This is a genomic window from Streptosporangium sp. NPDC000095 (assembly GCF_042899335.1).
Taxonomy (GTDB): Bacteria; Actinomycetota; Actinomycetes; order Streptosporangiales; family Streptosporangiaceae; genus Streptosporangium.
This window is the reverse complement of sequence record NZ_JBIAZS010000033.1, coordinates 19,846-35,630: the sequence shown is the minus strand read 5'-3', so window position 1 is coordinate 35,630 and position 15,785 is coordinate 19,846. Positions and strand designations below refer to the sequence as shown.

Genomic DNA, 15,785 nt, shown 5'->3' with positions numbered 1-15,785 from the left:
GCGCCGACCACTGTGTTGGGCTCCCGGGCGGCCCCCCACCCCCCCCCCCCGGGGGGGGGGCCCCCGGCGGGGGGCGGGCGGGGGGGGGGGCGGGGCCCCCGCCCCCGCGCGCCCCCCCCCCCCACACCGGCGCACCGATCCCGGCGTCACCCGCTCGGTATCCGCTCGGCGCCCGCGGGCGCGACGGCGATCGCCCGGGACGGGCACAGGTCCTCGGCCGTCTCCACGGCCTCCCGGGCGTCCTCCCCCGGATCCGCGTCCAGGACGACGACCAGGCCGTCCTCTCCGTGGTCGAACACCGCGGGCGCGCTGATCGCGCAGTGGCCGGCGGCCATACAGCGACGCCGGTCGGCGGTCACCTTCATGTTTCTCCTCTCACCACTCGACGGGCAGGGTGTGCACGCCCTGCATCGTGCCGCCGCCGCGCGTGGGCAGCCTGTCCAGCGGCACGGCGAGCCGCAGGTCCGGGATCCGGTCGAAGAGGACGGAGAACGCGACCTCCAGCTCCATCCGCGCCAGGTTCTGGCCGAGGCACTGGTGGATGCCGAACCCGAACGTGAGGTGGTGGCGGCCGGAGGCGGCGTTGTGCCCGCCGGCGCGGCGGATGTCGAACCGGTACGGTTCGGAGAAGACCGCGGGGTCGCGGTTGGTCATCGAGGAGGAGACCAGGACCCCTTCTCCGGCCCGGATGACGTGTCCGTCGATCTCGATGTCCTCGGTCGCCACCCGCACTCCCGAGACGTCCGTCACCGACACCATCCGCAGCAACTCGTCCACCGCGGCGGGCAGCACGCCCGGGTCCGCGCGCAGCGCCGCCAGCTGGTCCGGGTGTTCCAGCAGGGTGACCACCCCGAGCGCGATCATCTGGGACGTCGTGTCGTGCCCTCCGATCAGCAGCGCCAGCGCGATGCGCACCAGGTCCTCCCGGGTCAGGTCGCCGTCCTCGTCGACCTGACCCACCAGTCTGCTCAGCACCCCCGCCCCACCGGGCTCACGTTCCTTGGTGGTGATCAGCCCGTCCAGGTAGTCCCAGAGCGCCTGGCCCGCCGCCTCGGCGTCCTGCGCGCTCTTGGCCTGGAGCAGCCCGTTCGTCATCGCCTCGAAGAACGCGTGGTCGTCGTACGGCACGCCGAGCAGCTCCGAGATCACCATGGACGGGATCGGCAGCGCGTAGTCCTCGACCAACTCCGCGGGCGGCCCCTTACGGAGCAGTTCGTCCACCAGCCTGCCCGCAAGCTCCTCGACGCTCGCGCGCAGAGCGCGCACCTGCTTGAGGCTGAAGTCGGGGGCGAGCAGGCGGCGGTGGATGTCGTGCACGGGCGGGTCGAACCCGATGATGGCGATGGGCTTGAAGATGGGGGCGTCCAGCCGGGGCAGGACCGCGGGGAAGTCGTCGCGGGAACGGTCGGCCGACATGCGCGGGTCGGCGAGCAACCGCCGTGCCTGCGCGTGCCCGGTCACCATCCAGATGGACTTGCCGTCCCACAGCCGTACCCGGTGCAGCGGCCCCTGCTCCCCCAGTCCCCGGTATCCAGGGGAGGGTTGCCAGGGGCAGCTCCGGTCCTGGGGGTAGGCGAAGAGCCGCTCGTCCTCGGCCGGGATGGGAGTGTTCACGATGTGGTGCCTCCTGTCGTTTTTTCCGTCCGTCGTCGCGGGTGTGAGGGGGCGGTCAGCTCGCCGGTTCCGGGGCGGGGGTCTCCGGTCGTAGCGCGCCGCCGGGCGACAGGGGGTGGGGGCGCGGCTGTGCCCACGCGCGCATGGCGGGTTCCTCGACGAGGCGGTTCAGTGCCCACGCCGCCGCCGTGGTGACCCCGAACAGAACCGCGATGACGCCGAGGGCGGCCGGCACGTCCCATGTCCGCTCCGCGCCGATCGCGAGGTGCCCGAAGTGCAGGACCAGGAAGTGCGCCAGGTAGGAGGCGTACGAGACCCCGCCCAGCCAGCGCAGGATCCGGCCGCGAAACGGCGTGGGGGCGCCTCGCTCGTCCGCGGCGGCCACGGCCGCGATCAGCAGCGCCAGCGGCAGCGCGATCGTCGCGGTGAGCCCGTAGACGCTCGGCCACAGGTACATCTGCAGGGCGAACCCCACTGCCAGGACCAGCAGCGCCCGGCCCACGCCCAGCGGGACCCGCCGGCCCGTCAGCACGATGCGGGCCATGATGATGCCGAGGACGAAGTCCAGCGCCCTGATCGGCGGGAAGGAGACCAGGAACCAGTTCTGCACGAACGACATGTCCTGGCCGGGAAGCCGGGGTGTCCCCGGCAGGGCGAGGAGGGCGACGGCGGGCAGCAGTGCGATCACGGTGGCGACGGCGCCGGCCGCCCACCACAGCCGCCTGGCGGAGATCCTGCGGACGAGCGCGTGCAGGAAGGGGAAGGCCAGATAGAAGAGCAGGTCGCAGGCGAGGGACCAGGTGACGACGTTGATCGTGATGATCACGTCCATCCGGGGATACCAGGTGTGCACGAGCAGCAGGCTCGGCAGCAGCTTGGGCAGGTCCACGGCCTGGCCCGCCCACACGGCCAGGCCGAGCGCGGCCAGCCAGGTCACCACGTGGACCGGGTAGACCTTGACCAGGCGCCGGCGCCAGAAGCTCGTCCTGGACTGTCCCTCCCGCACCGACCAGGTCAGCACGAACCCGCTCAGCACGAAGAAGAACTCCACACCGAGCCAGCCCGAGGCGAAGGCGAAGGTCTGCAGGGAGGCCGCGGTCTCCCGGTGGAAGAAACCCAGGACACAGGCGTGGCACACGAACACCAGGAACGCCGCCACGAATCTCAACCCGGTGAGCGAGGGGAGCCGCGCGGCCTCCTTCGACGGGTGCGTCGAATGAGTCATCTTTTCTGCTTTCTTCGGCCGGCCTTTGTACGGGGCCGGCCCGAACCTGTGGGGAGGTCAGTCCCCCGGTGATTTCTCGCTGATCCGGATGGCCTGCGCCGGGCAGAGGAAGGCGGCCCTGCGGACCCGTTCCTCCTGCTGCGGCTCGGGCCGCGGGGTGAGCACGACGACCAGGCCGTCATCGTCCTGATCGAAGACCTCGGAGGTGGCGGCCATGCAGCGCCCGCCACTGATGCAGCGCTCCCGATCCGCCCGCACCCACATCCGGCGTCACCATTCGACCGGCAGCTGGAGCACCCGCTGCACGGTGCCCGCGCCGAGGATGGGTAGTTCGTCCACGGGTACGGCCAGCCGTATCCCCGGGATCCGGGTGAGTAGCTGGTGCAGGGCGACCTCCAGTTCGAGCCGGGCCAGGTTCTGGCCGAGGCACTGGTGGATGCCGAACCCGAAGGTGAGGTGGTGGGTGTCCTCGCGCAGGACGTCGAACTCGTGGGCCCGCCGGTGCACCTGCTCGTCCCGGTTGGCCAGGGTGCCCGAGACGAGCACCCCCTCCCCCTCCCGGATGAGATGGCCCGCGATCTCGATGTCCCCCTTGGCGACCCTGGTCGCGACGAGGTCCGTGGTCGCGATGTAGCGCAGGAGTTCCTCGATCGCGCCGGGCAGGCGGGAGGGGTCCTGAAGCACCAGCGCCAGCTGGTCCGGGTGCTCCAGCAGCGTGATGACGCCCAGGGCGAGAGAGGAGGAGGTCGTCTCGTGAGCGGCGATCAGGAGCACCAGCGCGATCGAGACCAGCTCGTCGTGCCCGACGTCGCCGGGGATGACCCGCTCCCTCACCAGCGTGCCGAGCAGGCCGTCGGTGGGTTCCTTGATCTGTGCGGCCACCAGCCGGTCGATGTAGTCGACCAGGTCCTGGGCCGCCGTCGCCGACTCCTGCTCGGTGCCCAGCATCACCTTGCCGCTGGCGTCCTGGAAGAAGTCGTGGTCGGTGTAGGGGACGCCGAGATGCCGGCAGATCACCAGGGACGGGAGCGGCACCGCGAGCAGCGGCACCAGGTCGGCGGGAGGGCCGTGGTCGATGATCTCGTCGATGTATCCGGACACGATCTCCTCAAGCTGGGGACGCATTCCGCGAACCGTCTTGAGGCTGAAGTGCGGGTTGAGGTAGCGCCGGTAGATGTCGTGGACGGGCGGATCCATCGCGATGAGCGCGAGGGTGCGGGCGATCTGCGAGCGGAAGCGGGGGGCGACGATGGGGAACCCGGGGTGGGTGCGCTGCGAGGACAGGTTCGGGTGGGTGAGGATCTCCCGCGACTCCCGGTACCCCGTCACCATCCACGCCTCGCGGCCGTCGAAGAGCGTCACCTTGAGCACCGGCCCCCGCTCACCGATCTCCCGATATCCGGGCGGCGGCTCGTACGGGCAGGTGCGTTTCTGCGGATACGGCGGAGCTTCCGTCATTTCCTTCATCCTTCGGCGAGACAAGAAAAGGGCGCCGCCGGTGCCGTGCGACGACAACGACATTAGGCAGGAACGAAATATTGGGCAAGGCCGGTTCAGCGTTGGTTAAGAATTGCTTATGCGCTGCCCCGAGCGGCCCGGTGAAGCCGGGGAACCGCTTCCAGGAGGGTCTTTGTGTATTGATGCTCCGGAGCTTCGAATACTTTTCTTATGTCGCCGGACTCGACCACTTTTCCGTCTTTCATGACCGCCACTTCGTGACTGATCCTGTGGACGACACCCAGGTCGTGGGAAATGAATACGTAGGCCACTCCGAGCCTTTCCTGAACGTCGGTCAGGACGTCGAGCACCTGCGCCTGGATCACCGCGTCCAAGGCCGAGACCGGTTCGTCGCAGATGATGACATCCGGTCGCGGGGCGAGTGCCCGCGCGATCGCGAGGCGCTGCCGCTGGCCTCCGGACAGCTCACGTGCCCGCCGGCCGAGCACCTCCTCGTCCAGGCCCACGTGCTCCAGGAGTTCCGCCACCCGTCGTGCGCGTTCGGCGCCGGGGGTGCCCTGCGCGCGCAGGGGCTCCTCCAGAAGCCGCCTCGCGGTGTAGCGGGGATCGAAGGAGGCGAGCGGGTGCTGGTAGATCATCTGGATCCGGCGGCGGGCCGCCCGCCGTTCGGGGCCGCGCAGTTCGCTCCAGGTCCGCCCGTTCACCTCGACCCGGCCGGCGTCCGGCGCGGCCAGGCCCAGCAGCAGCCGGCCCACGGTCGTCTTCCCCGACCCAGACTCTCCGACGATGCCGAGCGTCTCACCGGCCCGTACCTCGACCGACACCTCGTCCACCGCGGTGAACGCGCCCTTGCCCGGCAGCCTGTACCTCTTGACCAGCCCTTCGGCGCTCAGCACCACCCGTCCGGGACCGGGACGCGGATCGGGGTCGGCCGACGCGACGCCCGCGCCCCGCGCCAGGCCCCGCCCCTGCCCGAGCGCGGCGGCGACCAGGGTGCTGGTGTAGGGGTGGGAGGGCGCCTGGAGCATCTCGCGCGTCGGGCCGTCCTCGACGAACCGCCCGTCCTTCATCACGTACACGTGGTCGGCGATCTCCGCGACGACGCCGAGGTCATGGCTGATGAGCAGGATCGCCGTGCCGTCGCCCGCGCGCTCGCGCAACAGCGCGAGCACCTGCCTCTGCACCGTCGCGTCCAGCGCCGTCGTCGGCTCGTCGGCGATCAGCAGGTCGGGCCGCGCGGCCAGGGCCGAGGCGATCAGGGCGCGTTGCCGCAGCCCGCCCGACATCTCGTGCGGGTACTGCCGTGCCCGGCTCTCCGGCAGGGGGACGCCCACCGAGTCGAGCAGCCGTACGACCTCGTCGCCGATCTCGCCCGAGGGCACGGTCCGGTGCTCGCGCAGGGGTTCCGCCACCTCGGCGCCGACGCGGCGCAGCGGGTCGAGGGAGCCCAGGGCGTCCTGCAGGACGAAGCCGACGCGTCGCCCGCGCAGCGCACGCCAGCCCCGGCCCCGCACCCGGCGCAGGTCGAGCCCGTCGAACACGAGCTCTTCCGCCCGCACGTCGGCGCCGTCGCCGGCCAGACCCACCAGGCTGCGCGCGGTGACGCTCTTGCCTGAGCCGGACTCACCGACGATCGCCACCACCTGCCCGCGGTCGATGCGGAAGGACACGCCCCGCACCGCGTCGACGTGCCCGCGGCCCGTCGAGAAGCCGACGGTGAGATCCCGGACGCGCAGCAGTTCCCTCGTGTCCCCCGTGTCCCCGGGCGCCGGGCTCGTGTCCGTCGTGTCGCCGGATACCGGGCTCATGTCCGCCCCCGTTCGATCCGCTGCCGCAGGTGCCCGCCGACGACGGTGATGGACAGGACCGCGATCGTGATGGCGGCTCCGGGGAACGCCGCCGGCCACCAGGCGATCGCGAGGAACTCCTGGCTGTCGGCGAGCATCGCGCCCCATTCGGCGGTCGGCGGCTGGGGGCCCAGGCCCACGAAGCTCAGCGAGGAGCCCGCCACGATCATCGCTCCCAGGGTCACCGTCGCCAGCACCATGACCGGACCGAGCGCGTTGGGCAGGATGTGCCGCAGGACCACCTGGGCGCGTGACCAGCCGAACCCGTGGGCCGCCTCGACGTAGTGCGCTGTGCGCAGCCTGATCACCTCCGCGCGTGTCACCCGGGCGAAGCCCGGCAGGGAGATCACCGCCAGGCCCACGCTGGCCGGGCCGCCGCCGGGCCCCAGCACCGCGACGACCAGGAACACCAGCAGCAGGCCGGGGACGGAGAGGATCACGTCGAGCGATCTGCTGAGCACCTGGTCCATGGTCCGGCCGAGCTGCGCGGCGGCGACCCCGACCAGGACGCCCGCGGCCAGCGCGAGCCCGACCGCGCCGGCGCCTATCAGCAGGGAGGGGCCGGCGCCGTGAACGATCCTGGCGTACAGGTCCCTGCCGTTCTGGTCGGTGCCGAGCCAGTGCGTGCCGTCGGGCGGCCGCAGCGTCGCGTTCAGGTCGGCCGCGTCGGGGTCCGTCCCGGTGAACAGCGACGGGAAGAGCGCCATCGCGGCCAGCAGTGCCAGCACGATCGCCCCCGGCCAGAAGCTCTTGGTCACGGCCGGCTCCCCGCCTCTCGCGTCCTGGGGTCGATCACCCGGACCAGGATGTCGACCACGATGTTGACCAGCACGAACACGACCGCGGTGAGCAGCACGATCGCGATCACCACGGGCATGTCCTTGTTCTCCACCGCGAACAGCACCAGCCGTCCGATCCCCTGCCGGGAGAAGACGATTTCGATGATCACCGCGCCTCCGATGAGCGAGCCGGCGATCCAGCCCAGGAGCGTGGTGGCGGGCAGCAGCGCGTGCCGCAGCACGTGCCGCAGGCGCAGCGCGAGCTCGCCGATGCCCCGCGAGCGGGCGGTCACCACGAACGGGTCCTCCAGCGCGCGCAGCAACCCGTCGCGCAGCACCCCCGTCATCACCGCGACCGGCCCCGCGGCCAGCGCGGCGGTCGGCAGCACGAGGCCGGACAGGGAGGAGGAGCCGATGGCCGGGAACCAGTGCAGGTTGAAGGAGAACACCGTCAGCAGCAGCAGCCCGAGCCAGAAGGGCGGCAGCGCCACCACCAGCGACTCGGTCGCGGAGAACGACGAACGCACCCACCGCCGGCGGTTCGCGCTCACCACGGCGAGCAGGACGGAGGCGACCAGCGTGACCAGCAGGGTCGCCAGGACCAGCAGCAGGGTGTCGGGGAGCTGGGATCCGATCGCGTCCCACACCGGCCTGCGCAGCACGTACGACTCGCCGAACTCCCCCCGTGCGATCCTGGTGAGGTAGGCGAGGTACTGCGCCACGAGCGGATCGTCGAGCCGGTACTCGGCGATGATCCGCTCGCGCACCTCCGGGGTGACGGCGGAGCGGGCGAGCAGCACGTCGGCGGTGCCGCCCGGCATCACCCGCAGCAGCAGGAACGTCGCCGTGACCGCTCCCCACAGCACGGCCACCGAGGCGGCCACGCGCACCAGCACGAGACGCGCCGCCCCGCTTCTACGGCGTGAGGGCTCCGCGTCCGCCGCCTCGGCGGCGGGCACGTTCAGGACGCGAGCCATGCGCCGTACAGGTCGGGGGTGCCGTCGGCGTTGAAGCCGACCTCCCGGACGCCCTCGCGTACGGTCACCGTGGACAGGGGCGAGTAGATCGGCAGGACCGCGGCGTCCTCGGTGATGCGCTTCTGCACCTCGGCGTAGGCGCGGTGCTGCTCGGCCTGGTTCTCGGCGCCGAGCGCGCGCCGGAAGCCTGCCTCCACCTCCGGGTTGTCGTAGCGTGCCATGTTGTTGCTGATCCCGCGCTTGGGCGTGGGGATGTTGTCGGCGCCGAACAGGACGCGCAACACGTCCGGCCCAGGCGCGGAGAAGCTGGTGTCGATCAGTTCGTAGTCACCGTCCAGCAGACGCTTGACGAAGGTCCCGCCGTCGAGGTTCTCCTCGACCAGTTCGACGCCGAGTCCCTTCGCCGCGGACTGGATCTGCGTGGCGAGGTTGGCCACGGACCCGTCGGACCACATGTGGCGCAGGGTGAGACGTTTGCCGTTCTTCGTGCGGTACCCGGCCGCGTCGCGCCCGGTCCAGCCGGCCTGGTCGAGCAGCCGCTCCGCCTCGGCCGGGTCGTGGGCGTAGGCCGGGGCGAGCGAGCCGTCGTAGCCCGGTGTGCCGGACGAGAGCACCCCCTGGGCGCCTTCGTACACGCCGAAGTAGACGTTCTTCACGATCTGCCCCCAGTCGATGCCGGTACGCAGCGCCTTGCGCACGTTGACGTCGCTGAGCGGGCCGCTCGCGGTGTTGGGCCAGTAGCTGTAGTTGATCCCGGGGAACGGCGTCGAGTGCAGGGTGAACCCGGGCGTGCTCTTGAGCGTGTTGAGGCTCGTCGGCGACAGGCCGGTGACCGCGTCGACCTGGCCGCTGGTGAGCGCGCCCAGCCGGGCGGCGTTGTCCGGCACGACCTTGACCTCGATCCGCTCCAGCCGTGCCGGGCCGCGACGCGGTTCCGGCGCCCAGTCGTAGGAGGGGTTCCTGACGTAGTCGATGCCCTTCTGCGGCACGAGCCCCGTGTCACTGCGGAACGGGCCGGTTCCGACGATCTTCGCGCACAGCGCGGAGGGGGAGCCCTTGAGGGTGGGCGGGGACTGGATGCCCAGGTTGGGCAGGGCCAGCGCGGCGAGGAATCCCGAGTCGGGCCGCTTGAGCCTGACCTCGACCGTGGAGGGGCCGACGGCCTTGGCCGACCGGTAGGCCGCGAGCAGGCTTCCGGCGAGCAGCGACTTCGTCTCCGGAGCCACCACGTGGTCGAGGTTGGCGACCACCGCCTGGGCGTCGAACCTCTCCCCGTCGGTGAACGTCACGCCCTGACGGAGGTCGAAGGTGTAGGTGAGCCGGTCCGGCGAGACCTCCCAGCGCGTGGCCAGCCAGGGACCGATGGCTCCCTGCGCGTCCTGGTGGACCAGCGAGTCCAGGATCGGCCGGGTGAGGGCCCTGGCCGACTCGGTGGGGCTCTGGTGCGGGTCCAGGCACTCGGGTTCCTTCTCGACGGCCAGGCGCAGCGTGCCGCCGCTCCTGGGCTGCGCGGCGGCGCTCCCCTCCCCTGTCGTGGCGCCGTCCGCGCCGGAGGAACACGCGGTGGCCAGTGCCAGCATCAACGTGGCGGCCCCCGCCATGGTGGCGGGCCTGCGTGACCGGGACCTCGTAGCAGCAGCCATCCTCATCCTCATCGTTCGAACGCCGGGGTGCGCCGGAGGTCGTTCTCCGGCTGGACAGACACACAGTGCTCGGCGGTTCTAAAGCCGGGCTGAACGCGGGCTGAGGAGAGCTGTGGCCGGTGCTCGGGCGCACCGGCCCGTGCGGCCTACAGGGATGAGACGATCTTGGCGAGCAACTCGTACGAGCGGATCCGGGCGGCGTGGTCGGGCACCTGGGTGAGCACGAACAGCTCGTCGGCGCGGGTCTGGCGCAGCAGCTCGGTCAGGCGGGGGGTGATCCGTTCCGGGGAGCCGACGAACTGCGGGGCGATCCGGTCCCGCAGGAAGCGCTCCTCCTGCGGGGTGAACGTGTGCGCCGCGGTCTCCTCCTCGGTGGGCAGCACGGTGCCCGGATCCACGGTGCGCATCAGGATCTGGCCGAACACGAAGGAGGCGGCCAGCCGGTGGGCCCGCTCGTCGGTGTCGGCGGCGACGACGATCACCGCCACGCACGCGTGCGGCTCGGACAACCACGGCGAGGGCCGGAAGGCCCGGCGGTAGGCGTCGAGCGCCTCGGGGGCGCCGCCCCCCACGATCGCGTGCGCGTAGACGTAGGGCAGGCCCGCCCTGCCCGCGTAGGCGGCGCTGCCGGTGCTGGAGCCGACCATCCACAGCTCGGGCGCGATCGCCGGCTCCGGGATCGCCCGCACGCCGCCGCTGCCTCCGGCGAAGTACTCGCGCAGCTCGTGCAGCGCGTCGCCGAAGTCCAGTCGGCGCGGGTCGCCGATGCGGGCCGTGATCTCGCCGGAGCCGCCCGGGGCGCGCCCGAGCCCCAGGTCGACCCGGCCCGGATAGAGGCCGGCCAGGACTCCGAACTGCTCGGCGACCACCAGGGGCGAGTGGTTCGGCAGCAGCACCGCGCCCGAGCCGACCCGGATGCTGGAGGTCGCCTCCAGGATGGGCCCGGCGAGCACCGCGGGGCTCGACGCCGCCAGCGCCGGCGTGTTGTGGTGTTCGGCCACCCAGTAACGCCGGTAACCGAGTGCCTCCACGGCCTTGGCCAGATCGATCGAACGGCGCAGCGCGTCACCCGCCGTGTCACCTCGCCAGACCGGCGCGGTGTCGTGCACCGAGACCGCGATTCCCTCAGGCAATGCCCTCTCCCTCATCCCGTTCACACATATACGGAGGCTTCCTCACGTTATGTCCGCAAGTTAAATCGAGGATGCCTCAGCTTGTCAACGCCGCCTCCGCGGGACCGGCCGGGGCCGGCACCACCCGGCCCGCGACCTCCAGCGTGAGATGGCCGGGCACGCCGACGATCTCGCCGAGGTCGTGCGCGTACCGCGACCGCCGCGGCGTCACCTCCGTCGCGGTGAACCCGTAGTGCGGGTAGAAGTCCGCGACCTTCGCGTTCCTCGCGCTCGCCACGTAGTCACCGTGCACGGCCGGAAAACCCGCGGCGCGTGCCTGGCCGAGCACCGCGGCCAGGCACGCCTGCTCGATCCCCCGGGCGAACACCCGGCAGCTCAGCAGGAGGTTCTCGATCAGCAACCCCTCCGGCAGCGCCCGCAGGAAGACCGCTCCGACGATCCCGTTGCTCCCGAACCGGTCGGCCGCCGACAGCGTCAGCACCCGCGCCCCTGGCCGCTCCGCCCGCTCACGCACCGCCTCCGGGGAGAGGCGCTCGGTGGTGAGGTTGAACTGGTTGGTGCGCAAGGTGATCTGCGACAGCCGCGCGACGTCGGCGCCGGTGGCGGGCGCCAGCCGTACGGACACCCCCAGCCCGCTCAGGAACTCCTCGGCCGACCCCGCCGCGAACAGGAACTCCGAGCGCGCCGCCTCCTCGTGGTAGCGCCGCGTCCGGACGCGGTCCTCCGTGGTCACCTCGTTCACGGTGAACCAGCCGTCGGCCAGCAGCCGCGTCACGTGCAGCGCCGGGTCGCCGTCCAGGTGGATCACCGCCGTCTCCGGCAGCTCCGCCGCGACCGCGGCGCACTCGTGGACGCTGTCGTCGGCGAACACCACGCTGTCCCCGCCCAGGTTCAGCTCCCGCGCCAGGACGCGCAGGTTGGCCGGTTTCGGCCGCCAGTTGGCGAGAATGCGGACGAAGGCGTCCTCGCGCACCACCATGTCGGGGTGTTCCCGCAGCGCGGCGAGCACGGTCTCCTGGTCGTTCTTGCTCACCGCGGCCAGCAGGACACCCTGCGACTGCAGCTGCGCCACCACCTTCTGGAACCGCTGGAAGGCCTCGCCTCGCCGTCCGTGGGCCACCTCGATGCCCTCCACCCCGTCGTCGCCGAGGACTCCGCCCCACAGCGTCTGGTCGAGGTCGACGGCGAGCACCTTCCTGGCACGCCCGGTCCGGGCCCGCACCAGGTGGGCCAGTTCACGGGCGTACGCGCCGAGCAGGGCGTCCGACAGGTGCGCCCGCGCGTAGACCTCGAACCGCGGATCGGACAGCTCGATCGGCGCCGTCAGCAGCGGGTCGAGGTCCATCACCACGACCGGCTCCACCGACTCGCCGAACGCCAGCAGCTCGGCGTTGGCCCGCCGCCAGACCGCGCCGAGCCGCGCCCTGGACGGATGGTCCAGCAACTGCGCCTGCCACACCCGGGGCAGCGGGACGGTGTTGAACACGAGCGCGCCGGACCCGCTCTCACCGAACCGCGCCGCCAGCCGCCGCCACAGCGCCAGCTTCTCCTCCAGCACGCGCTCCACGTCGTCCACCGTGAACGGCACGCCGACCTCGTCGAACACGGCCGCGTGGTCGAGTACGCAGACGGTCACGTCGGGCCGTCCGGCGTACAGGGCACTGCCGGGATCGCCCAGCTCGAACGCGTACGAGCCGAAGTCGGCGAGCCGGACGTCCGGCAGATATCCGTGGCGGGCCAGCTCGCCGGTGAGCGCGGTGCGCAGCGCACCGAGCGTGCCGTGTCCGGTGACGGTCACGGCCGCGAGCGGAAGCCCCGGATGGTGTTCGCGGGCGGCCTCCACGTCGACCCGCTCCAGCAGCCGCGCCGACCGGGCGGCGTCCTCCTCGTCCATCGCGGCCAGCAGTGCCGCGACCTCGTCGTAGCGCGCCGCGAGCGCCCCCTCGCGGTGCAGCGAGCGCAGGCACGCGCGCGCCTCGGCGCTCGTGGAGGTCATCGCTTCTCCAGCAGTGCCGGCGCGTTTTGCGGGCCGAGCAGTTCCTCCAGCCGGAACGCGAGTTCGCGGGCGGTGCCATGGTCGAGCACCAGCCCCACCCGCACGTCGACGCCGATCTCCCTGGAGAGCCTGGCGGCGATCTCCAGCGCGCCGAAGGAGGTGATGCCGATCTGGGTCAGGTCGTCCGCCGGGCCGATCGCGCCGTGGGAGTGCCCGAGCGCGTCGGCCACCGCCGTCAGCACCAGCGACGTCAGGAGGTCGTGGCGCTCGCCCTCGGGCAGGCCGGACGACGGCACCGGCGACGGTGCGGCCGGTGCCGTCGTCGGCTCGTGCGGCTCGTACGGTGGCAGGTCCCGTCCGTGTCTTCTCGGCGGGATGAGCCAGTAGCGTTCGTGCCGGAACGGGTAGGTCGGCACGGTGGCCGGATCGGCGGCCGGCCCCTCGCCGAGCACCTTCTCCCAGTCGATCCGCACGCCGCGCGCGTGGGCCTGCGCGACACCGCGCAACACCGACCGGGCCTCCGCTGCGGGGTCTCGCACCAGCGGGATCGCCGACACGCCGTCCCGCTCCCCTGCCAGGCAGTCCGCGATCATGCCGGTCATCGTGGTGTCGGGACCGATCTCGACGAAGGTGTCGACGCCCAGGCCCCGCAGGGTGAGCACGCCGTCGTGGAAACGGACCGTGCCGCGCACCTGGGCGGCCCAGTAGTCCGGCGCGGCCAGCTCGTCCCGCGTCGCCACCAGGCCCGTGGTGTTGGAGACCAGGGGGGTCGCGGGTTCGCCGACGTCCAGTCCCGCCGCCGCCTCCACCAGCCGCGGCAGCGCGGGGTCCATGTGCGGCGAGTGGAAGGCATGGCCGACCGCGAGCGCCTTCGTACGCACCCCACGGGAGCGCCATCGGGCGGCCAGTCCCCGCACCGCGTCCGCGTCGCCGGAGACCACGGTCGACCTCGGCCCGTTGACCGCCGCCACGGACACCCGTCCGTCCAGCTCGGCCAGGGATGCCCGCACCTCCGCCTCGGGGGCCCGCAGTGACACCATGCCCCCGCCTTCCGGCGCGGACTGCATCGCCAGTGCCCGTACCACGACCAGGCGCGCGGCCTGCTCCAGCGAGAGCGCCCCGGCGACGTGTGCCGCGGTGAGCTCCCCGACGGAGTGGCCGAGCAGCGCGTGGGCGACCAGGCCCAGGTGCTCGGCGAGCCGGCAGAGCGCGAGCTGGGTGGCGAACAGCGCGGGCTGGGCGAACTCCGTGCGCCGCAGCAGCCCTCCCAGCGGGCCGTCGGCCGCGGCGGACACCACCTCACCCAGGGGCGGGCCTTCGGCGTGGTGGACCCGTCTGGCCAGGTCCAGTGCGGCGCAGGCGGCGTCGAACGCCTCGGCGTAGACCGGGAACCTCTCGTACAGCTCGCGTCCCATCCGCGCCCGCTGGGTCCCCTGGCCGCTGAACACGAACGCCACCTTCGGCGCCGCACCCGCCGTGACGATCGGGCTGGACGGCCCGGCGAGCGCGTCCAGTTCGCGGATGAGCTCGGCGGCGCCGGAGCCGAGCGCCACCGCCCGGTACCTGAACTCCGAGCGCCGTCCCGCCAGGGTGCGGGCCACGGCGGCGAGATCGGTCTCCCTTCCTGAGCGCAGGAGGTCACCCAGCCGGGCGGCCTGTGCCCGCACCGCCTCGGGCGTCTTGCCGGAAAGGAGCCAGGGGACGGCCACCGGCGGGTTCCCTGCCTCGGCCCCTGCGGCCGGTGACTCCCCTTCGGCCACCGGCGCCTCCTCGACGAGCAGGTGCGCGTTGGTCCCGCTGATCCCGAACGAGGAGACACCCGCCCTGCGCGGACGGTCGCCGCGCGGCCAGGGAAGGGCGCGCTCCAGCGGTGCCACCCCGCCGTCGTCCCAGTCGACCAGGGTGGACCGATCGGCCACGTGCAGCGTCGCGGGCAGCACGCCGTGCCGCAGCGCCTGCACCATCTTGATCACACCGGCGACTCCCGCCGCGGCCTGCGTGTGCCCCAGGTTCGACTTGACCGAACCCAGCCACAGCGGTCGTCGCCTCGCGGTGCCGTAGGCCGCGATCAGGGCGCCCGCCTCGATCGGGTCCCCGAGCGCGGTGCCGGTCCCGTGCGCCTCGACCGCGTCCACCTCGGCCGGCGACAGCCCCGCGCCGCGCAGGGCCGCCTCGATCACCTTCTCCTGGGCGGTCCCGCTCGGCGCGGTGAGCCCGTTGCTCGCCCCGTCGGAGTTGATCGCCGAGCCGCGGATCACCGCCAGGACCGGGTGCCCGTTGCGCAGGGCGTCCCCGAGCCGCTCCAGCACCAGCACCCCCACGCCCTCGCCGAAGCCGGTGCCGTCGGCCGCGTCGGCGAACGCCTTGCAGCGGCCGTCCGCGGCGAGCCCGCCCTGGAGCCCGAACTCCACGAAGACCCGGGGGGTGGCCATCACCGTCACCCCTCCGGCGAGCGCGAGGTCGCACTCGGAGCGGCGCAGCGAGTCGGCGGCGAGGTGGATCGCCACGAGCGAGGACGAGCAGGCGGTGTCGACGCTGAGCGCGGGCCCCTCGAAGCCGAAGGTGTACGCCACCCGCCCGGACGCCACACTCGCCGCGTTGCCGGTCATGAGGTAGCCGTCGAGCTCGGGGGGCGCGTCGTCGATCGCGGGCGCGTAGTCCTGGTAGATCACCCCGGTGAACACCCCGGTCCGGCTGCCCCGCAGTGACCTCGGGACGATCCCCGCGCGCTCCAGGGCCTCCCAGGAGACCTCCAGCAGCTGCCGGTGCTGCGGATCCATCGCCACGGCCTCCCTGGGGGAGATCCCGAAGAAGGCGGCGTCGAATCCGGCCGCGTCGTCCAGGAAGCCACCGGCCCTCGCCCGCTCCCGCAGGGCCGCGTCCCAGCCGCGGTCCCGCGGCGGCTCGCCGACGGTGTCGACGCCGTCGGCGACCACCCGCCACAGGTCCTCGGGCGAGCGCACCCCGCCGGGGTAGCGGCAGGCCATCGCGACCACGGCCACCGGGTCCGGGTTCGACAGCGCGGCCAGCTCCCTCTTCACCCGGGCGAGCTCACCGGTCGTCCACTGGAGGTACTCGACCAGCTTCTTCTCGTCACTCATACCGCCCGCCAT

12 protein-coding genes are annotated in these 15,785 nt (G+C 72.5%); all 12 read right to left on the bottom strand.

The features are described from left to right. Window positions 1-146: 146 nt before the first annotated feature. Window positions 147-365 carry a ferredoxin gene (locus ACFY3V_RS38745; RefSeq protein WP_350950123.1) on the bottom strand — a complete coding sequence of 73 codons (219 nt, stop codon included), beginning with the start codon at window positions 363-365 and terminating at the stop codon, window positions 147-149. A 10-nt stretch (window positions 366-375) separates the two neighbouring features. Continuing rightward, window positions 376-1,614: a cytochrome P450 gene (locus tag ACFY3V_RS38740; protein ID WP_362907209.1), complete on the bottom strand. Its 1,239-nt coding sequence runs from the start codon at window positions 1,612-1,614 to the stop codon at window positions 376-378. A 55-nt stretch (window positions 1,615-1,669) separates the two neighbouring features. After that, window positions 1,670-2,839 carry an acyltransferase gene (locus tag ACFY3V_RS38735; RefSeq protein ID WP_362907211.1) on the bottom strand — a complete coding sequence of 390 codons (1,170 nt, stop codon included), beginning with the start codon at window positions 2,837-2,839 and terminating at the stop codon, window positions 1,670-1,672. Between the two features lie 57 nt (window positions 2,840-2,896). Further along, on the bottom strand, window positions 2,897-3,103 hold the full coding sequence (locus ACFY3V_RS38730; RefSeq protein WP_350950126.1) for a ferredoxin: 207 nt from the start codon (window positions 3,101-3,103) through the stop codon (window positions 2,897-2,899). A 6-nt stretch (window positions 3,104-3,109) separates the two neighbouring features. After that, window positions 3,110-4,297 carry a cytochrome P450 gene (locus tag ACFY3V_RS38725; RefSeq protein WP_389780313.1) on the bottom strand — a complete coding sequence of 396 codons (1,188 nt, stop codon included), beginning with the start codon at window positions 4,295-4,297 and terminating at the stop codon, window positions 3,110-3,112. Between the two features lie 116 nt (window positions 4,298-4,413). Next, window positions 4,414-6,105, bottom strand: a complete 1,692-nt coding sequence (locus ACFY3V_RS38720) for a dipeptide ABC transporter ATP-binding protein (protein ID WP_389780311.1) — start codon at window positions 6,103-6,105, stop codon at window positions 4,414-4,416. Further along, a complete protein-coding gene (locus ACFY3V_RS38715) occupies window positions 6,102-6,902 on the bottom strand; it encodes an ABC transporter permease (protein ID WP_362907217.1) in 801 nt (266 codons plus the stop codon). Before ACFY3V_RS38715 ends, ACFY3V_RS38720 begins: the two co-directional genes overlap by 4 nt. Further along, window positions 6,899-7,900 (bottom strand): ABC transporter permease, encoded by a 1,002-nt coding sequence (locus tag ACFY3V_RS38710; RefSeq protein WP_350950130.1) that lies wholly within the window; start codon window positions 7,898-7,900, stop codon window positions 6,899-6,901. The genes ACFY3V_RS38715 and ACFY3V_RS38710 overlap by 4 nt, the downstream gene beginning before the upstream one ends. Then, window positions 7,885-9,543, bottom strand: coding sequence for an ABC transporter substrate-binding protein (locus ACFY3V_RS38705; RefSeq protein WP_362907220.1), 1,659 nt, complete (start codon window positions 9,541-9,543; stop codon window positions 7,885-7,887). The genes ACFY3V_RS38710 and ACFY3V_RS38705 overlap by 16 nt, the downstream gene beginning before the upstream one ends. 146 nt (window positions 9,544-9,689) lie before the next feature. Then, a complete protein-coding gene (locus tag ACFY3V_RS38700) occupies window positions 9,690-10,676 on the bottom strand; it encodes an LLM class flavin-dependent oxidoreductase (protein ID WP_389780308.1) in 987 nt (328 codons plus the stop codon). A 76-nt stretch (window positions 10,677-10,752) separates the two neighbouring features. Continuing rightward, on the bottom strand, window positions 10,753-12,672 hold the full coding sequence (locus tag ACFY3V_RS38695; RefSeq protein WP_362907224.1) for an HAD-IIIC family phosphatase: 1,920 nt from the start codon (window positions 12,670-12,672) through the stop codon (window positions 10,753-10,755). Further along, window positions 12,669-15,773, bottom strand: a complete 3,105-nt coding sequence (locus tag ACFY3V_RS38690) for a type I polyketide synthase (RefSeq protein WP_389780306.1) — start codon at window positions 15,771-15,773, stop codon at window positions 12,669-12,671. The genes ACFY3V_RS38695 and ACFY3V_RS38690 overlap by 4 nt, the downstream gene beginning before the upstream one ends. Window positions 15,774-15,785: the final 12 nt, after the last annotated feature.